Genomic DNA, 18477 nt, shown 5'->3' on the forward strand with positions numbered 1-18477 from the left:
AACAAATTTATCAAAATCTGTCTGTAATAGCACAATTACAACATATAAAATTCAGAAAGTAAGCTCCTATTAACAAGCTTTTGTAAGTAAGGACAAGCTAAGGCTGAATTAATGTTCAAGTCCTGCTTTTTTTACTTTTTTCATATTCTTTTTCAAACGACCTAAGTCACTTTTTAATAAAAGTCTTCGTGGATGCTTAGGATCTAAAAAATGATCAAAGATAGATAATGCTTCTTTATAGGTGGCGATTGCTTCAGGAAATTGTTGACATTTTTCATAAAGTCTTCCTAGTGTCCAAATACGCTCGGCATACGATTGATTTCGAGTCTCTTGACGTTCACGTTGAATATCTTTCCATCTTTCTAATAATGGAATTGCTTCTGAATACCGTCCGTTATTTCGATAAAGTTCCGCTAAATTATTGAGACTAACCGCAGTATCAGGATGATTTTCTCCTAATTGCTCTTCATAAATTTTCATGGCGCGAAGAAAGAGGGATTCTGCCTCCTCATATCGTCCTTCATTTTTATAAAGTAACGCTAAATTATTGAGACTAGCAGCAGTATCAGGATGATTTTCTCCTAATTGCTCTTCACAAATTTTCAGGGCGCGGAGATAGAGGGATTCTGCCTCTTCGTATCGTCCTTTATTTCGATAAAGTTCCGCTAAATTATTGAGACTATTAGCCGTATCAGGATGATTTCCTCCTAATTGCTCTTCACAAATTTTCAGGTCGCGAAGAAAGAGGGATTCTGCCTCCTCATATCGTCCTTCATTTTGATAAACTATCGCTAAATTATTGAGAATAGTAGCAGTATGAGGATGATTTTCTCCTAATTGCTCTTCACGAATTTTCAGGGCGCGGAGATAGAGGGATTCTGCCTCTTCGTATCGTCCTTTATTTCGATAAAGTTCCGCTAAATTATTGAGACTATTAGCAGTATCAGGATGATTTCCTCCTAATTGCTCTTCACAAATTTTCAGGTCGCGAAGAAAGAGGGATTCTGCCTCCTCATATCGTCCTTCATTTTGATAAACTATCGCTAAATTATTGAGAATAGTAGCAGTATGAGGATGATTTTCTCCTAATTGCTCTTCACAAATTTTCAGGGCGCGAAGATAGAGGGATTCTGCCTCCTCATATCGTCCTTCATTTTTATAAAGTAACGCTAAATTATTGAGAATAGTAGCAGTATCAGGATGATTTTCTCCTAATTGCTCTTCATGAATTTTCAGGGCGCGAAGAAAGAGGGATTCTGCCTCTTCGTATCGTCCTTTATTTCGATAAAGTTCCGCTAAATTATTGAGACTATTAGCCGTATGAGGATGATTTTCTCCTAATTGCTCTTCACGAATTTTCAGGGCGCGAAGAAAGAGGGATTCTGCTTCCTCATATCGTCCTTTATCTTCATAAACTCCCGCTAAATTATTGAGACTATTAGCAGTATCAGGATGATTTTCTCCTAATTGCTCTTCACTAATTGAGAGAGCTTTTTTATAAAAATCAACTGAACTGGCATAATCACCCTGATCTTTCTTGGTATTACCAATATCTCGTAACAAGGTAGTAATATAACGCGGGTTTTTCAGGTTTATCTCTTGGTAAAGAGTTTCCGCACGACTCAAAAATGACTCTGCTTCTAGAGAATGCCTATAACGCATTTTGATGAGTCCCTGTAAATGGAGGGAAAATCCCTTCCCAAAGGTATCTAATCTGCCAGCTATTTCATGTTCTAAAAAGACTTGTACCGCAGCTTGTATACGCTCAACTTGATGATAAGTCCACCAATCAATGCCCCTATCTAATAATCTTCCAGTCTGTGCCTTGCCTTCATTGAGAATCTCATGATAACAAAATTCCACATCTTCTTCTGATGACATTTTGTCAGCAAAAAAATAATCAGCGGCTCGTTGGGATAGACTCAAAAGTTCACTTTTATCCTGCTGCCAAAGTTGATTTAATAACACATTTCGCGTTAGTTCATGGATGTTATATCCATGTTGGGGAAATTTTTCGACAAAGGTTAATGCTTTTAAATTCTCATACAATTTCTCTGCTTGTTCTGCTAACTCTGGTCTTAATGCTGCTAAAATGTTAGCGTCAAAAAAATGGGGAATTGCCGCCGCCCAAAGCATGGATACCAACTCATCAGACATCTGACTCATTTGCAATTCCAGCAAAATCCATTGCCGTTCTGTCTCCGTCTCGGCTTGCTGAACTCGTTTTAGTATCTCTTCAATACTGACCACTGTTTATCACTGTTAATAACATTTCATGAACATTTTTAGGATGACCTTTAAACCCAATTAAGATCGGTTTAATCGCATGATCGGGTAAATCTGAACAAAACTCGCACCATGCCGTTAAATCATCAATTGCAGTCAGTTTAAAATGTTCACATTCATGACCCCAAACTGAATTATTGATATTAGGAATTGCCTGCCCAGCAATAACAGTTACAAACTTTTTTAAACGTCGTTCGACAGTTCTTAACCATATACTTTCAATCCAATTCTGTAATGATTCATTCGCCATTTGGTAAGTATCGAGCGCAATTACTATTTGATGCTCAAATCTCTCTAAATCATCAAAAAAAGCATCATGTAACTGCCGTAAACGATGCTCCTGTGCTTGTGGATCAATATTAGTACCGTTAATTGCTATGGAAATTTTTTCTGCGGCAATATCATTTTCAGAAAAATCAACACTTCCTTGTGTAAAAGTTCTAAGCTGTTTTACAAAAGTTGGAAATTGCGCCCGTCCCAAATCATTCACAACTTCCGACAAAAATGCCGCAATACTATCTAATCCTTTACAATCAAACGGCACATATTTCACTTCATCTGGACATTGTTGTCGAAATCGGCTAAGAAGAGACGTTTTCCCCATGCCTGATTCTCCTTCAATGAGCATAATGCGGCAATCATGCTTGCCCTGTGCCATTTTTAGAAATATTTCCAGTTCCTTTGTACGGTTCGCTAATTTACGCAGTTTTGCCATTGATCCAGCGTTTACGAGTTGTCTTTGTCGGTAGAGTCTTTCAATGGTTCATCATAACCCAATTCCACTTTCTGCTTACCGTCAACATCGTTTTCCAAAAAATCAGCATCTCGCATCCGATATTCGCCCTCACCTCGTAGTTTATTGCCCTTAAACACGACGTTTACTGGTGGATCATCTTGTACTTGTTCATTTGCCTTGGCTTTAACTTTCATCGTGCCTTCTTTTCCATTCACAGAAAGGTCTGTTAGGCGATCGCGGAGAAGATAAACGATTACAATTAAAACGAATGCAATAATTATTGTGATGATAATAGTTGTATCCATACTTAACTTACACCTCACTCTTGCAGAAAAACTATCAATAAGCCATTAAGATTATCATATTTTTTAGGCATTAGAATGAATACTAAATATAAAGATTCGTCTATCTGCGATCGCAAATCAAGGTAATACCTATCGCTTAATGGAACGCTACGAGGAAGGTCTGCAAGATTTCAATCGCGCCCTTGTCTATCTTCCCCTCCAGCAAGCCGAGTCCGCCAAAGCTGATTTAGATATCGCCCAGCAAGAACACACCGAAAAACCCGATAATGGACAGAATACCTTCAACCTAATGTTGGGTTTCGTTCCATTGCTCCGCAACGCTGACGCGAACAACCCAACCTACATCATTTTATTTTTTGAGCTTAACTGACAAGTATTGCTTCTGTATTAATGGCTCAATAGCTTGAACTATCACGTTTTCTGGTAATAAGTCCCTTCTCAAAAAGCTCTCATTTCAACAGTAGCCGCAGTATAATTTAGGATATATAAACCTATTGCACAAAGTGAAAATGTTATCTATCAACCTAGATCAAGAAACAGAAAGCTACTTGGCAGAAATCATTACCCAAGAGAATATTACCTCTGAAGAACTGCTAAAAAAACTAATTTACCAACATTGGCAAACCTTAAAACCTCGTCAAACCTTAGCTCAAAGACGAGGAAGCCACCCGAAATATCTATTACAGGATGCTTCACCTGATTTATCATTACGAGAAAATCGTAAAAGAACCGTTGCAGAATATATCCAAAATCGTCATCAAAAACATAATTAATGAAGGACTATCCTCCCATTATTCTGACAGATAGCAGTATTTTATTCGCTTACTACAGCGTCAAAGATAATTATAATGAATCCGTTTGTAATTTTTTTGAACAATGTTCGAGTGAACTAATTACCACCACTGCTTGTGTAACTGAAGTCATGTACCTTTTAAGTAGGGATTATCGTACACAAAATGAATTTCTCAAAGATTTAGCTCAAAAGCTTTATCAATGTATTCCTCTGGTATCACAAGACTTTACAAGGATTAGAGAACTCAACGAACAATATGCTGACTTACCAGGCGATTTTGCTGACTTATCCTTAATTACTATATCTGAAAGACTCAATATTGCCGCAATCGTTACATTAGATACTGATTTTGATATTTACCGTCGTTATCGAAAACAACCTTTTGAAAGAGTGTATTTAGATTCTTAAGGTGAGAAGATGATTATCTATTTTGGTTTGAGATAGCGATACGGAAAATATTCAGGCACTTAGTTGAGGTAAAATACGTTATGATTATTTATTATGGCAAATAGTAATATTGTAGGGTGCGCTATAGGATGCAAGCTGTAATGCACCACTACGCAAAAATTATAAATTACCTTGGATAAAACCCACATAAGTTAATCTAGTATCTACCGAAAAATCAAAGGATAATATCCATCAATGATTCACATATTTTTGAATAACAGAAATAATATTAGCTTGGTAATTGTTGAGTAACATATTCAATTGCTTCTAACTTTTGCAGAGAATTAGTTAATTTTTCTTTGATTTTTATCTCCCCAGCCCAACTCACATATTCTTCGTCACCTCCTTCTAGGTCTTCTGCTGTCCAATGCGTGAAAAAAAAACTCGGACGAAACTTGATATTTTGCTTCAAATTCCATCAATAAGTTATTGGTTTTTGCTAATGAGCGTTGTAAGCTTTTAATCTCAGATTCAATGGCTGTTCTAATTAAATTTTGGACAATTTCAATATCGGGAGAATCGGATTTAATTTGTAGTTGCAATATCATGTTTACGTCAAATAAATTGTGTAAGGCTAAGTTTAAGTTTAATTAACGCTGTTGTTGCTGAGTTCGGGACTGTCGTTAATAAACCACAAAAAGGTATGGGTATCTAGGAGTATTTTCATTACATATACTCCTTAAATTCTTCGAGACGAGCATCAAAATCGGGAGCAATTTTTATCTGTCCTTTGGCACTGCCCCGTTGTCGTCTTTTAGTAGGTGATATTTGCGTGATTTTGAGGATAGGGAGATTATTACGGGTAATAATGATCTCTTCTCCTTGCAGGGCAATTTGAAATAATTGAGGTAGTTGAATTTGAACTTGGGTAATGTCTATCTGTTGCATCATTTAGTTCCTTGATAGTTGATTGCCGATTTGTCTATATTTTAATATTATTAATCGCGTTTACAGATAGCTTTTATGGCTTACGCCACGTTACTCTATCAGCAAACCCTACTTCATGCTAACCTGTCCATTCACCAGCATCGGTAACAGCCAATCCCGAAGTTGGGTTAGTTGTTGATGATCAAATTTTGACTGTAGATCGATTGGTGGAATAGTTAGCTTTAATTACTCTATAGCAATCCTCTAAGAATCTTCTCATGGATTTAAGCGATAACCTACTCCACGAACGGTTTCGATGAGGTTGCTACCTAATTTTTTTCGCAAATATCCAACATAGACATCGACAATATTCGACCCAGGCTCGTAATCATATCCCCAGACTCTATCAAGCAGTTGCTGGCGGCTTAGAACCTGTCCTGGATGACGAAAAAAAGTTTCCGCTAAGATAAACTCACGGAAAGGTAGTTCGATTAACTGATTATTTACCTTTACTTTTCTAGTTCTCAAATCTAAAACAATATTATGAGCATTCAGAGTAAATTGTTCTGATGTAGAGATTTGATTGACTGTTCTGAGACGAACTCGAATACGGGCAAGTAACTCTTCAAATCGAAAGGGTTTTGTCATGTAGTCATCTGCACCAGCTTCTAAACCAAATACCTTATCTTGGAGATCATCACGGGCAGTCAAAATCAGGATGGGTAGAGTTGCACCTTGCCCACGCAGGTCTTTCAAGACTTCAAAGCCATCTTTACCAGGTAGTCCTAAATCGAGGATCAGAAGTTCAAACATACCACTTAGCCCTAATGACACTGCCTTTTGGGCATCGGTAGCAACAGTGGTGATAAAACCGTGACTCTTAAGACCTTTTTCGATAAAGGAGGCAATGCGGGGTTCATCTTCTGCAATCAGAATTTGTGACATTGATTTTCTTTCTATGCTTGAAGAGGATTAAGGGGTATGACAATTAAAAAGGTTGATCCTGTTCCTGGTTGACTTTGGAGTTGAATCGAGCCACGGTGTGCTTCTACGATGCCTCGGACAATTGATAATCCCAACCCCGAACCATCTGAATGACGATGACTATTCTTGACACGAGCAAACCGCTCAAAAATGCGTTCTTGCTCAGAGAGGTCAATTCCTTCTCCCGTATCCTGAACCCATATTCTCAATTTCCCATGATTGAGAGAAGCACCTAATGTAATGCGATCGCTTTCCTGGGTATGTTGGACAGCGTTCTGAGCTAAATTCATCACTGCTTGGGTAAGACGTTGGCGATCGCCAACCAATACTCCTTTGACCTTGATCTGAAATTGCCAATTCCGATGAGCTAAAGCCTGTACTTTGGTAGATAGTGTGTCTAAAAAAGATTGAGCATCAATGGTTTCTAGTAGTAAAAAGTCTGGACGCTCAGACTTTGCCAATAAACTCAGATCATCTACCAGCCGACTCATGCGGTCAATCTCGTCAATTACTAAATTAATGGTGTCCTGTTCAATACCAGAAGCCTGATCTAGATCGATTAGTTCCAAATGCCCTCGAATGATTGTGATAGGTGTTCTGAGTTCATGACCGACATCATTCATAAAGTGTCGTTGACTAACAAAGGCAGCTTCTAAACGATTCATCATGGCGTTGAAAGAGTTTGTTAATTCAGCCAGTTCTCCACTTGTTTGTACTTCGATTCGTTCGTTGAGATTTGTCTCAGTGATTTTAATTGCTGTAGAAATAATCGAGCTAAGAGGAGAAAGGACTTTTCCTGCCATAAACCAGGTAACAACAACAGATAAGATAAAGACACCTATCATCACCCAAAAAACTATTTTGAGGGTATCAAAAGCTTCTTCTTGTTCTCCACGTACAGCATGGACAACTATCAAACGTCCAATAATCTGTTCTTGAAAATGAATAGGTTTAACGATATATAGAATATTGCCAGTCTTCGTATTAGGTTGTAGTTTAATTCCCTCCTGGAATGTTTGTATTTTTATCAAGGACTGCATCAATGGTGATTCAGGCTGCAATATCTTAGGCAGTGCTTCTGGACTGGATCGATAAAAATCTTTATTCAAGACACCGATAAGATAAGTGTCATCTTCTGGGATGCGTCGTGAGAGATAAATATTAAACAAGTTAGCGAGTTGCCCAGCATCTTTTGGATATTTTATTTCTTGATTCTTGAGAGCTAATTTAGATTTAATACGACTGTCATTATCAAGGAGTCCTTCTAATATCTCTACTTCTTCTCTAATATCTTCAGTAACTCGATTAGCAATTGCAGAAGATACAAATCTGAATATTAACGGTACTGTAATAACTAAAAATAAAGATAATAAAATAAAATAAAAAATAAAAATTCTTGACCGAATAGAAGTAAATATAGTTTTTCGATAATTCCACATAAAACTAATTACAGTTATGAATTAAATCTAGTTATTCATATAGCCTTTCCCACTCTAGTTAGATACAAAATTACCCCTCCCCAACCCTCCCCGTTTACGGGGCTACGGTGTACACACAAGTCCTATTTAAGATTAAATCGGCGGTTAGAAACCGCAACTACACAGGCAAAACCAGTATTGTTTCTTAGTCCACGCAGGTGGACTTTGTTTGTGTAGCCGTGATTTATAATCGCCAGGGCTTGTTTTGGGTAATCAGATCACTTGTGTGTACACCGTAGCCTTTTTAAGGGGGGTTAGGGGGGATCTTGATACAACCGAATACTTTTCAAACATCCTCTAATTATGTCAAACAATTTTACCAAGAAGCGACGCTTCCCTCGCCGTAGGCATCGCTTCTTGGTACAGAGTTAGTAAATGAAAGTGGAGTTTATCAAAGTATTCTTCTCAAAAATCACTGTGATTGTTATAACTTTGCACATTGATCTTCTTTACTACCTTGAACGATATTACCGCCACCAACTGGACTAGGAGCATTTTCTTTACACTGCAAATTGCCATTAATGCGATTTTTCTGAATTGTCACTCCCCCAGTATTTTGAACGGCTTGTAAATTTCCGCCGATTTGGTTTTGGTTAGCAACCATTTTTCCTGAGTTTGACTCGAACTGCACATCTCCAGTAACGCGTGTACTCACCACACGAGCAGCACTACCTTGCTTGACTTGGATGCTTCCACCCACGGTAGCACTAGAATTTACATCTACTAGAGTTGCTCCCTCTGCTTGAATACTGCCATTTACTTTTGCACCTATAGCCTTGAGGGTTGCTCTGCGTTCGACAACAATATTTCCTTTAACAGTTGTTCCTTTGAGTGTACAAGTTTTGCCTTGAGGTACTTTCACATTATCAACGGTGATTGCACCTAAGCTTCCTTGACAAGCTATTTCTTCTGCGATCGCAACGTGAGGGAACATCAGACTAGTGCTAAGTCCGATCAATGTCATTGCTACACCAGTAATTGATTTTAGCATGATGGTTAAAGTGTTTGTGAAAGGTTACAGTTATTAATGTCACACTGATACATGAAACTTCTTTAAATAACTCATGAGAAAAAATTCATCTATGAAAAAGCAACCCGAAGTATTTTTTACTTGGGTTGCCTGGACTGTTTTTGATAGGATTAGAAAAAACTGAATTCAGAATCAATTAACCGTGAATAGCAGGAGCAACTAAAGCTATAGGTTGAATATCCCCAGCAGCTAAATCTAAGGGGAAGTTATGAACGTTGCGTTCGTGCATTGTTTCAATTCCCAAGTTAGCGCGGTTTAAAATATCAGCCCAAGTATTAATTACAGTACCTTGAGAATCAAGAAGGGAATGGTGAAAGTTAAAGCCATTGAGGTTAAAGGCAAAAGAGGATACACCCAAGGCTGCACACCAGATACCAAGTACTGGCCAAGCACTTAAGAAGAAGTGTAAAGCACGACTATTGTTAAAAGATGCGTATTGGAAGATCAATCTGCCGAAATAGCCGTGAGCCGCAACAATATTATAGGTTTCTTCTTCTTGTCCGAATTTATAACCTTGATTTTGGGATTCGTTTTCAGTGGTTTCTCGCACTAAGGAGGAGGTGACTAGAGAACCGTGCATGGCAGAGAATAAAGCACCACCAAAGACACCAATTACTCCCAACATATGAAATGGGTGCATGAGAACGTTGTGTTCTGCTTGCAGTACAAACATGAAGTTAAAAGTACCACTAATTCCTAAAGGCAATCCGTCAGAGAAGGAACCTTGACCTATGGAGTAGACTAATATCACCGCAGTGGCAGCAGAAACAGGTGCGCTGTAGGCGATCGCAATCCAAGGACGCATCCCTAAACGGTATGATAATTCCCACTGGCGACCCAAGTAGCAGAAAATACCTATCAGAAAATGGAAAATAATTAATTGGTAAGGGCCACCATTATATAACCACTCATCTAAAGTAGCGGCTTCCCAAATGGGGTAAAAGTGCAATCCAATAGCATTGGAGGTAGGAACAACCGCAGCAGTAATAATGTTATTCCCATAGAGTAAAGAACCACTCACCGGTTCACGAATACCATCTATGTCTACAGGTGGTGCGGCAATAAAAGCAATAACGAAACAAATGGTTGCTGTTAAAAGTGTAGGAATCATCAGTACACCAAACCAACCAATGTACATCCGGTTGTTGGTGCTGGTAATCCAATTGCAAAATTTATCCCAAAGATTGTTACTTTGGCTTTGTTGCAGAGAAATAGTCATAATTTTTAATTCCGAGGTTAATCGTTGTTCAAGGCAAGTTAACCTTATGTCTTTATTTAACTGCATAGTTATATAGTTTGTCAAGTAAATTTTTATATTATGCTGAAATAATATTTTATAGCCAGAGAGGTTGAGGGGTGATAAACGGTGTGTAATCTAGGCTGGGATTGAGTTTTACTTTGATGAATGTGAAAAAGATAAGAATTCATCACCAAGAGGAGTTTTGAGCGCATCTTTTGTCTGAAAAGCTTGCTCTGTCAAGAATTTACAGCATTTATGATCTTTGAGACAGACTAATTTACTCTTTGAGCAAATTACTAAATAGTAATATAATAGAAATATAAATAATGTTTACTGAAGCAAAACATTAACCAATGGACTCAAGAATTATACTTAAATTAGGAGGTATAAATTCATGACCAAAAGTCTTCCTATAGAAAGTCCCTCAATGTCGAGGCGACAACTTCTAAACTTTCTGACAGGTGCAGTTGTTGCCACTACAGCCAGCAGCTTACTATATCCTGCGGCTAAATTCTTTGTTGCCCCTACAGAAGCAAGTGAAGATGGTTCTATTTTCGCTAAAGATATTCATGGAAATCTCATTCCTGCGAAACAGATTTTGACTGAACCGGCTGGAACTCGTGCTTTAGTTGGAGGTTTAGCAACAGAACCTACCTATCTAACAATGCAGTCTGATGGCACTCTGCATCCTTGGGGAATTGTCGATAACTGTACGCATTTGGGTTGTACCTTTCCTTGGAATGCCAATGACAATCAATTTCAGTGTCCCTGTCATGGTTCTCGCTATGATGCTGATGGGAAAGTAGTACGGGGACCTGCACCTCTTCCTCTCAAGCTTGTTGGTGTGAAGGTGGAAGAAGAGTATATCCGCATTTCACCTTGGACAGAAATTGACCCCCGGACTGGTGAAAAACCCTGGTGGGTATAGTAGTTTGATTTTATGGAGAGCTAAATCTGCGATCGCTTCCTCAAGGCGTAAGCATTGCTCTCCCAGTCATTGAGACACGAAAGTTTTTAATATTAGTGGTGGGATGATGGAGTAGAGGCAATGAGGGCTGGAAGTTTGTACTAGCAAGGATTAAGACTCATGAAAATTCGACGTTTTTTAACTGTAATTATATCGAGTTTGTGCATATTTATTTATGCCTTTTTTGGTGTTAGCTACGACGCATCAGCCTTAGCAGCAACACAGAAAATTGCTGTAGTTTCCACTGCTAATACTGACCTGAAAACAACAGTAGATAGTTATCTCAAATCCATTCCTGGAGACTATTACACCGTAGGGAAAGTGACACAGTTGAAACAGATACTAAAACAAGATGATATTGTTTTGGTGGATGTCAGAGAACCTTCTGAGTATGCATTGGGTCATATTGGTGATGCTATTAATATTCCCCTGCGGACATTGGTACAAAACCTGGACAAAATTCCGAAAAAAAAGCCTGTAGTAGTTTACTGTTCTTCTGGTTATCGTTCTGCAATGGCAGTTATGTCATTACATCTTTTAGGTTATGACAATGTGCGAGGTTTTCCACCCAGTATGAATGGTTGGAATGCAGCAAAAGAAATTGACCAATAATATACAGCAGAATTCAGGAGTCAGGAGTCAGGAGTAAAACTGGCTTCATGTATAGGTTTCAATTTAGATTTGGTACCTCATAACTACGCAAACTGCTGTATAGAAAAATAAATAGCAATACCGAAAATATTCAGGCACTTAGTTTAGGTGAAATACGTCATGATTATTTATTGTAGCAAATAGTGAGGAGCAATAAATGAAACCAGTAATTATAATCAAAACTTTCATTACATCACTGGGTTTGTTTGTTTTGTTGAACCCCAGTCAAGCATCAGCACAAATTGTACCCCAACCTTGGGTTTCCGTGGGAGGAAAAGATGGTGATGTTACCTATGCTGTGGGTGCGAAGGCTTTTAGTTTGGGTTTTGAGGTGGGAACTGGTGCTGACGGTGCAACAGGTGTAGATATCCTAAAATTCATCAATTTACCTGTAATTTCTCCTTATGTTGGAGTTGGTTACTATTCAGAAGATAAGGGTGTGGCTTTCTCCGGTGGTGTCCAAGCCAACGCAACTAAACACGTTTTTGTTGGTGCTGGTTATAATTCTGTACGTGGTTTCAATGGACAGTTAGGAATTAAATTCTAATTTTCAACCAATTTCAACTAATTTTGCATTTTCAGATAATAATTAATGATGTGTAGGTTGGGTTAAGGAACGCAACCCAACATTTTTAGAGATTTGTTAGGTTTTTATAGATTTTACTCAAACTATCTGTCGCATTCTTTATTATGGGTTTGTTGAGTTTCTCGAAGTTCATAAAATTCTGGATAGCTGGCCTTTGCGATTGTATCCTTCACAAATTTTAGATTCTTCTCCCAATTGTCAACGTGTCCCACTCAAAGTTTTTCTCGCAGCACCACAAATTCAGTTTGATAAATTTGATTTTCAAAATTCAAAAACTACTGAGGAAATTGAACTAAAATTTGGCAGGTGATGAATGGGGATTTTCAGAAGTTGAAGGATTTGGTTTAAATAACGAACCGCAGAGGACGCAGAGAACGCGGAGGAAAGAGGAGAATTTGATTTTAACCGATGGGATAAAGTAGTTCTCTGACGCTAGTTGCTGAGTCTTGCTGTAGTGCTACTTTAGCTAAGGCTTGAGCTTCTGCTATGGTTATCTGTGAGATTACCTGTTTGAGTGGGGCTATGGCTTGGGGATTGACACTCAGTTCATCTACTCCTAAACCTAATAAAATGGGTGCAACTATGGTTTCTGCTGCTACTTCTCCACATAATCCTACCCAGATATTAGCAGTATGAGCAGCTTGAACTGTTTGCTGAATCATTCGCAATACCGCAGGTTGCAAAGCATCGGCTAAAGTTGCTACTCTAGGATTTGTGCGATCGCCTGCCATAACATACTGGCTTAAATCATTTGTCCCAATACTAAAAAAGTCAACTTCCTGGGCTAATTGATCAGCTATGGCTACTGCTGCGGGTGTCTCTATCATCATCCCCACTTTCATTGTTTCATCAAAACTAATCCCCCCTTGTCGCAGTTCTTTCTGTACCTCCTCCAAAATTGCCCTAGCTGCCCGTAATTCTGTTAAAGTGGCAATCATCGGCCACATAATTTTGATACTATTTCCCACACTAGCGCGTAAAATTGCCCGTAACTGAGTTTTCAATAATTGGGGATTTTCTAAACAAAACCGAATTCCCCGCACACCTAAAAACGGGTTAGCTTCTGTCACTCCCGAACTCAGATAAGGAAGGTGTTTATCTCCACCTATATCCAAAGTGCGAATAATTAACGGTTTATTTTCTAAAACCTTGACTATGGCTTGATAAACTTCTAATTGTTCCTCTTCACCCGGTGCATTTTTCCTTTCTAGATACAAAAACTCGGTGCGAAGTAATCCCACACCCTCAGCACCATGATTTATTGCCGCTTGGGCATCCGCAATACTACCAATATTAGCAAAGACTTTAATGTGCTGACCATCATGGGTAATTGCTGGTTTGTGTGCCAGCTTTCTAGCTTTTGCTTGGGCTTGCTGCCATATCTGACGCTTGGCTATCAGTATATTTAATTTATCTTCAGTTGGTGCTACCCAAGCTTTACCGATTTCGCCATCTAGTGCGATCAAAGTCCCATTTTCCCAGTTTAACAACTGAGCATCTACACCCATAACCGCAGGAATCCCCAATGTCCGGGCAATAATCGCACTGTGAGAAGTCGCACTTCCAGAAGTCATGCAAATACCCATCACCTTAGCTGGATCAAGTTTGGCCGTATCGGAGGGGCTTAAATCTGTTGCTACTATAATTGATGGTTCTGTCAGTTGTAAGTCAGTGGGAGCATTACCCAGTAATATTCTTAATACCCTGCTACCCACATCGACCACATCATCAACTCGTTCCTGTAGGTAAACATCCTCAAGTCTGCGGTAGGAATTCGTTACTTCATCAACTACGGCTTGCCAAGCAAATTCCGCATTCAGATGTTGTTCTACTATATGATGACGTGCGGCATCGAGCAAGACAGGATCTGTTAAAAATAGCAGGTGAGCATCAAAAATTGCCGCTTCCGCATCACCAATTTGAATAGATGTGTGTGAGAGTAAAGTTGCAATTTCCTGTTTTGCTATTTGTATAGCAGATTGTAATCTTTGCCACTCTATTTCTACATTTTCTATATGATATTCGGTTATTGCAACTGAGGCAGATTGATAATGAAATAATGGTGCGATCGCAACTCCTGGAGAAGCCGCAATTCCTGCTAGTTCACCGTGAGTAGGGGCAACAAATTCCTGGGGAGGTGCGGTTAATTCAGGAATGCGATCATCTTCGCCAAAGTTGTTGATAATTAATGCTTGTAAGGCTTGCAGGGCTTCCTGGGCATCAACACCAGTGGCAGTAATCCGCAATTCATGTCCTTGACGTACCCCCAAGGTGGCAACTTGATTAATACTATCACCCCGGACAGCTTCTGTCTTTCTGGTTAAATTTTGTACCTGGATTTGTGATTGAAAGCGGGATGCAGTAGCAACAAATTGGGCAGAAGGACGAGCGTGTAAACCTAAGCGATTACTGACTTTTAGCCGTATTTCTCTGGTGGCAACTTCGGTGTTAGTGATGGGTTGACTACTCACCACTAGTATTGGATGCGCGTCTAAACCCAACTGTGTGGCTTTCGCTCCTAACGCCCCGTTTGCTTCTGCCATAACTTCCTGGATATTCATACCCGCAGCAGCGGCAACAGTAGCAGCAACAGCCCCCTCTACCAATGGTGCAGCACAAAGATATATTTTTTCTCGCTGTTCTGGGGGTAGAAACTCCAGAGCCATTTCTGTACTCATTAAAGCACTACCCAAATCCATCAGAACTAGAACACCGTCATCAGAGAATACAGATGAGATCGCTTCATAAACCTGCATTACATCTGTACCCAGTGGATTTGCAGGATCATCAACACCTGCTGCGACAGCAAGAGGAACTTGTCCTTGAACCATCTGTGCGGCTAGTTCCCGCACTCCCAAAGCTAATTGTTTACTGTGAGAAACAATAACTATTCCCAGCACTGCAATACCTTAGCCAGTTACCCATACTATTATTCCTTGACAATATACTAAAGACGACATTTATTTAGGTTGATTTAGGTTTTGACAGTTAGGGAACTTACCTAAAAACTACTCAAACTCTGATTTCTCTCCTGACTCCGAACTCCTGACTCCGAACTCCGAACTCCTGCTATAACTACGAACTAGCTAACTTGATTAAATTATCCAACTCCTGTTGCATTTGGCTTTTCACTAACTCATAGCATTCGTTAACATAAGAGCGATCGCTTGCGGCTTCCCTACCATAGCGTTCAAATACAATTGGTGGACAAATTCTTGTGTACATAGGCACTGGCATAGGTATATTTGGCAGCGGGCCAATTGCTAAACCCCAAGGTAATCCCAGATAAACGGGAAAAACCAAAGGATCAACCCCAAACAGCCAAGGCATCCCCCATTTATGCAATTGCTGCATAACTTCATATACATCAGCCAACACAATCAGAGTGTCATGAGAACCCCAGGAAATAGCCGGTACAATTGGCACATTTTCACGCAAAGCCAGTTTGATAAATCCCCGACGTTCAGCAAAATAAATTTTGTCCCGCATTTGATGAGGTCGAAATACATCTTCTGGCCCACCGGGATAAACCAACACACTAGCCCCAGAATGCAAAGCCGCATAAGCCATTTTGGGGTGAGCCATAATAGCTCCAGCTTTCATAGCCATTTCTGCAATCGGGGGAACAACTTCCCAGACTTTAGGATGCATTAAACCGTAAAGTGGTTTTTCTGCACCAAAGCGACGCACCCAGTCATACATCATCATGGATGTATCAGGGGAAGCTAGTCCTCCATTGTGAGAACCAACAACAAAGACTTTTCCCTCTGGGAGATTTTCCCAACCACTGGTTTGAACTCGAAAATAGTAGTTATATAAAACGCCTAATACAGGCATGAGATTTTCGATGAACTTTGGATCTCGCTCATCCAAAGACCACCCTAATTTTGTCTTCTGGGGGTGTTTTAGTTTTAACATCGAAGCATTTTATCAAATTATTACGAATTATGAATTATTTTAACCAGGTTTCCAAGTACCGTGGAAACTGTGGGGAATTACACTAGGTAGTCCTAGTTTGCAAATTGGTTCATCATTCAAGCGTTGGCTCTCGAATATCCAAACCTCGCTACTATTAGTATTACCATCATAAACCACCGTCAAAATCCAACTTTGCTCAAGGTTGTGAGTATTTTGTGCTAAAAGAGGCTCAGAAGGATAGCAATTTTCACCCAAGTCTGCTTCCGACAGAGTTTCAGTTTGATAGTCAAAACGAGCAATACCGTTTAATATTTCCCCATCAATATCCGTTCCTTCCCGAAAAATAGACATATAGCTATAACGAGAGAACTTACCCACATTTTGCCTTGGCACATTAGGAAACTCACAAGTTCTATTTAACAGAGTTTCAATTCCCGTCACCTTCCCTGTTAGCGGATTAAGTTGTACCCGCGTCAACGTAGTTTTAGCAACTGTTTGAGTTTCTCCAGATGCCAACTCTTTTAAATATTGATTAGTTTGAAAATCTGCATAACGGGAAAAATCTACAATTACCGTACCGCTATCATCAACATAACCATTGCTAAAATGCCATTGAAACCAAGGTTCTGTAACTCCTTCACTCACTAAAGATAAAGTTTCTCTATCAATTACTAAAATCTTAGTTCCTTTTTGTGGTAGCCATTGCAGAGAATCACTGTAACTACTAACTCCCAACAAAACAGGCCAAACATTCAAATGTACCGCAGGCGCAAAAAATATTAAATATTGTCCCGCTAACACAAAATCATGAATGACAGGAAAACCTTCTAATGTCAACTTAGCTGTTTTCACAATCTTGCCAGTCAAGTCACTTTTGTAGAGACTTAATATCGCATTTGCTCCCGGAGTCATACCAAAATTAAAAATTTCTCCCGTGGCATAATCAACTTTAGGATGTGCAGAATAAGGTTGTTTTTTCGCCAAACCGTCTAAATTATCTAACCCTTGCGTTTCTAAAGTCTGTAAATCTAACGCATAAGGATTATCACCTTCCCACAATGCCAGCAGTTTATCAGGTAATGCCAAAACAGAAGTATTTGCAGCGTGCTTAACTGGTTTACGCCATTGATTCCAAATAGCCCCTGGTGCAGTCATGCCATAATTACCATACAGAAATTTACCCGCAGCAGTTTCTTCTTGATAACCAGCAGTCTCCACATAGCGATAGACACCAGTGGCACCAGCATCAGTAAAATGGACAGCCAGAATAGCCCCATCTCCATCAAACCAATGTCCCACTGACACACCACCCCTTTCTAGTCGCGCTGCACCATTGCGGTAAAGTGTACCCCGCAAACCATCAGGAATTTTACCAGCAATCACAGGTAACTGCGTAGGAGGAAATTCGGTTCCAGGTTGAGATATGGCATTTGCCCAAGTTTTTTTAGTTGACTTTTTATCAATTGTTTGCATAGTTATAAATTAGATATTTTCTAGAAATTCTTCCACTGAAACTCTAGCTTCATTGAGAATACTTTTGAGCGTTCCCAAGGCTACAGTTGTGCTATGTAATGGTACAACACAACCAACTTCGATACGGTTATTAGGAAAGTTTTGCGAACGGTCATAAACTAAACATAGAAAAGTCAACAACAAAGGCGTATGTGCCAACTCTTTAGCAGCTTTGTTTTCTGGCTTTTGTAGTAATTCCCAACATTTATGACTTGTTTGTGCTTGTTTATCATCTTCTCCATGAAACCAGTTATTAATAAATTTCTGAATTTGTTCATCATCAAAATCAGCCATAGCCACATCACTAAATCGCCGGAAATTATGGCGATGATCTGCTGTACGACAGGAAGCTATAAAACGATTTTGATCATGTTTATCAACAAAATTTTGAATTTGGTTGATGACTTCAGTTAAGTTTTGACTGGGAACTTCATCCAAGCCATCCAGAAGAATTAATAATTTACCTTGTTCCAAAGCTTTAGCTGTAAACTTATCTGGAACTGGAAACCCGCAAATATCAAACTCATCAATAATAAATTTTTCAATATTGATATCACTAGATGTAAACCTTTTCAATTCAATAAAAACCGGAATACAACCATGTTTAAATCCTCCTTTTTTACCTTTGAGTGCTTCCAGTCCCATCTTCCGTAAAAAGTAGACTTACCCGCACCTGG

The 18477-nt window shown here is 39.2% G+C and carries 19 protein-coding genes; 6 read left to right on the top strand and 13 right to left on the bottom strand.

Features of this window, described 5'->3' with window-relative positions:
- Positions 1-108: 108 nt before the first annotated feature.
- Genes ACOWPH_RS27545 through ACOWPH_RS27555 form a run of 3 tightly spaced genes read right to left on the bottom strand, consistent with a single transcriptional unit; the run spans position 109 to position 3327 of the window.
- Positions 109-2250, bottom strand: a complete 2142-nt coding sequence (locus ACOWPH_RS27545) for a tetratricopeptide repeat protein (RefSeq protein ID WP_250973249.1) — start codon at positions 2248-2250, stop codon at positions 109-111.
- Positions 2237-3001, bottom strand: coding sequence for an ATP-binding protein (locus ACOWPH_RS27550; RefSeq protein ID WP_015213302.1), 765 nt, complete (start codon positions 2999-3001; stop codon positions 2237-2239). The genes ACOWPH_RS27545 and ACOWPH_RS27550 overlap by 14 nt, the downstream gene beginning before the upstream one ends.
- 11 nt (positions 3002-3012) lie before the next feature.
- Positions 3013-3327: a hypothetical protein gene (locus tag ACOWPH_RS27555; RefSeq protein WP_015213303.1), complete on the bottom strand. Its 315-nt coding sequence runs from the start codon at positions 3325-3327 to the stop codon at positions 3013-3015.
- A gap of 139 nt (positions 3328-3466) precedes the next feature.
- On the opposite strand from ACOWPH_RS27555, the gene ACOWPH_RS27560 reads away from it, so the two are divergent.
- From ACOWPH_RS27560 to ACOWPH_RS27570, 3 genes are all read left to right on the top strand, one after another.
- Positions 3467-3697 carry a hypothetical protein gene (locus ACOWPH_RS27560; protein WP_015213304.1) on the top strand — a complete coding sequence of 77 codons (231 nt, stop codon included), beginning with the start codon at positions 3467-3469 and terminating at the stop codon, positions 3695-3697.
- 139 nt (positions 3698-3836) lie between these two features.
- Positions 3837-4100, top strand: coding sequence for a hypothetical protein (locus ACOWPH_RS27565; RefSeq protein WP_015213305.1), 264 nt, complete (start codon positions 3837-3839; stop codon positions 4098-4100).
- Positions 4100-4528: a type II toxin-antitoxin system VapC family toxin gene (locus ACOWPH_RS27570; protein WP_015213306.1), complete on the top strand. Its 429-nt coding sequence runs from the start codon at positions 4100-4102 to the stop codon at positions 4526-4528. The genes ACOWPH_RS27565 and ACOWPH_RS27570 overlap by 1 nt, the downstream gene beginning before the upstream one ends.
- Before the next feature lie 268 nt (positions 4529-4796).
- On the opposite strand, the gene ACOWPH_RS27575 is transcribed toward ACOWPH_RS27570, so the two are convergent.
- The 6 genes from ACOWPH_RS27575 to psbA form a co-directional block, all read right to left on the bottom strand.
- Entirely contained in the window at positions 4797-4979 is a 183-nt protein-coding gene (locus ACOWPH_RS27575) for a hypothetical protein (protein ID WP_242043037.1), read from the bottom strand.
- A 254-nt stretch (positions 4980-5233) separates the two neighbouring features.
- Positions 5234-5458: a type II toxin-antitoxin system Phd/YefM family antitoxin gene (locus tag ACOWPH_RS27580; RefSeq protein ID WP_015213307.1), complete on the bottom strand. Its 225-nt coding sequence runs from the start codon at positions 5456-5458 to the stop codon at positions 5234-5236.
- A gap of 252 nt (positions 5459-5710) precedes the next feature.
- Entirely contained in the window at positions 5711-6379 is a 669-nt protein-coding gene (locus ACOWPH_RS27585; RefSeq protein WP_015213308.1) for a response regulator transcription factor, read from the bottom strand.
- 11 nt (positions 6380-6390) lie between these two features.
- Positions 6391-7857, bottom strand: a complete 1467-nt coding sequence (locus tag ACOWPH_RS27590; protein WP_015213309.1) for a sensor histidine kinase — start codon at positions 7855-7857, stop codon at positions 6391-6393.
- Positions 7858-8320: 463 nt separating this feature from the next.
- The gene (locus ACOWPH_RS27595; RefSeq protein WP_015213310.1) at positions 8321-8887 is read right to left on the bottom strand and encodes a hypothetical protein; all 567 of its coding nucleotides are present in this window, start codon (positions 8885-8887) and stop codon (positions 8321-8323) included.
- Positions 8888-9062: 175 nt separating this feature from the next.
- Complete coding sequence (gene psbA / locus ACOWPH_RS27600; RefSeq protein ID WP_042464629.1) at positions 9063-10145, bottom strand: photosystem II q(b) protein; 1083 nt, start codon at positions 10143-10145, stop codon at positions 9063-9065.
- A gap of 415 nt (positions 10146-10560) precedes the next feature.
- Between psbA and petC the strand changes: the two genes are divergently transcribed.
- The 3 genes from petC (at position 10561) to ACOWPH_RS27615 (ending at position 12331) form a co-directional block, all read left to right on the top strand.
- Positions 10561-11094: a cytochrome b6-f complex iron-sulfur subunit gene (petC, locus tag ACOWPH_RS27605; protein WP_015213312.1), complete on the top strand. Its 534-nt coding sequence runs from the start codon at positions 10561-10563 to the stop codon at positions 11092-11094.
- 159 nt (positions 11095-11253) lie between these two features.
- Positions 11254-11745: a rhodanese-like domain-containing protein gene (locus ACOWPH_RS27610; protein WP_015213313.1), complete on the top strand. Its 492-nt coding sequence runs from the start codon at positions 11254-11256 to the stop codon at positions 11743-11745.
- Positions 11746-11941: 196 nt separating this feature from the next.
- Entirely contained in the window at positions 11942-12331 is a 390-nt protein-coding gene (locus ACOWPH_RS27615) for a hypothetical protein (protein ID WP_015213314.1), read from the top strand.
- A gap of 440 nt (positions 12332-12771) precedes the next feature.
- On the opposite strand, the gene ptsP is transcribed toward ACOWPH_RS27615, so the two are convergent.
- The 4 genes from ptsP to ACOWPH_RS27635 all read right to left on the bottom strand — a co-directional run bounded on the left by ptsP (position 12772) and on the right by ACOWPH_RS27635 (position 18445).
- Positions 12772-15270 (bottom strand): phosphoenolpyruvate--protein phosphotransferase, encoded by a 2499-nt coding sequence (ptsP, locus tag ACOWPH_RS27620; protein ID WP_015213315.1) that lies wholly within the window; start codon positions 15268-15270, stop codon positions 12772-12774.
- 175 nt (positions 15271-15445) lie between these two features.
- On the bottom strand, positions 15446-16288 hold the full coding sequence (locus ACOWPH_RS27625; RefSeq protein ID WP_015213316.1) for a lysophospholipid acyltransferase family protein: 843 nt from the start codon (positions 16286-16288) through the stop codon (positions 15446-15448).
- A 39-nt stretch (positions 16289-16327) separates the two neighbouring features.
- Complete coding sequence (locus tag ACOWPH_RS27630; protein ID WP_015213317.1) at positions 16328-17761, bottom strand: carotenoid oxygenase family protein; 1434 nt, start codon at positions 17759-17761, stop codon at positions 16328-16330.
- Between the two features lie 9 nt (positions 17762-17770).
- Positions 17771-18445 carry an NACHT domain-containing protein gene (locus ACOWPH_RS27635; RefSeq protein WP_052334503.1) on the bottom strand — a complete coding sequence of 225 codons (675 nt, stop codon included), beginning with the start codon at positions 18443-18445 and terminating at the stop codon, positions 17771-17773.
- Positions 18446-18477: the final 32 nt, after the last annotated feature.

Origin of the sequence: Anabaena sp. PCC 7938, from assembly GCF_049315035.1 — a bacterium.
Taxonomy (GTDB): domain Bacteria; phylum Cyanobacteriota; class Cyanobacteriia; order Cyanobacteriales; family Nostocaceae; genus Anabaena; species Anabaena cylindrica.

Coding starts and splice junctions, on each gene's coding strand:
- ACOWPH_RS27550 (WP_015213302.1), bottom strand. CDS start 3,001: ATGGCAAAACTGCGTAAATTAGCGAACCGTACAAAGGAACTGGAAATA.
- ACOWPH_RS27555 (WP_015213303.1), bottom strand. CDS start 3,327: ATGGATACAACTATTATCATCACAATAATTATTGCATTCGTTTTAATT.
- ACOWPH_RS27560 (WP_015213304.1), top strand. CDS start 3,467: ATGGAACGCTACGAGGAAGGTCTGCAAGATTTCAATCGCGCCCTTGTC.
- ACOWPH_RS27565 (WP_015213305.1), top strand. CDS start 3,837: ATGTTATCTATCAACCTAGATCAAGAAACAGAAAGCTACTTGGCAGAA.
- ACOWPH_RS27570 (WP_015213306.1), top strand. CDS start 4,100: ATGAAGGACTATCCTCCCATTATTCTGACAGATAGCAGTATTTTATTC.
- ACOWPH_RS27580 (WP_015213307.1), bottom strand. CDS start 5,458: ATGATGCAACAGATAGACATTACCCAAGTTCAAATTCAACTACCTCAA.
- ACOWPH_RS27585 (WP_015213308.1), bottom strand. CDS start 6,379: ATGTCACAAATTCTGATTGCAGAAGATGAACCCCGCATTGCCTCCTTT.
- ACOWPH_RS27590 (WP_015213309.1), bottom strand. CDS start 7,857: ATGTGGAATTATCGAAAAACTATATTTACTTCTATTCGGTCAAGAATT.
- ACOWPH_RS27595 (WP_015213310.1), bottom strand. CDS start 8,887: ATGCTAAAATCAATTACTGGTGTAGCAATGACATTGATCGGACTTAGC.
- psbA (WP_042464629.1), bottom strand. CDS start 10,145: ATGACTATTTCTCTGCAACAAAGCCAAAGTAACAATCTTTGGGATAAA.
- petC (WP_015213312.1), top strand. CDS start 10,561: ATGACCAAAAGTCTTCCTATAGAAAGTCCCTCAATGTCGAGGCGACAA.
- ACOWPH_RS27610 (WP_015213313.1), top strand. CDS start 11,254: ATGAAAATTCGACGTTTTTTAACTGTAATTATATCGAGTTTGTGCATA.
- ACOWPH_RS27615 (WP_015213314.1), top strand. CDS start 11,942: ATGAAACCAGTAATTATAATCAAAACTTTCATTACATCACTGGGTTTG.
- ACOWPH_RS27625 (WP_015213316.1), bottom strand. CDS start 16,288: ATGTTAAAACTAAAACACCCCCAGAAGACAAAATTAGGGTGGTCTTTG.
- ACOWPH_RS27630 (WP_015213317.1), bottom strand. CDS start 17,761: ATGCAAACAATTGATAAAAAGTCAACTAAAAAAACTTGGGCAAATGCC.
- ACOWPH_RS27635 (WP_052334503.1), bottom strand. CDS start 18,445: ATGGGACTGGAAGCACTCAAAGGTAAAAAAGGAGGATTTAAACATGGT.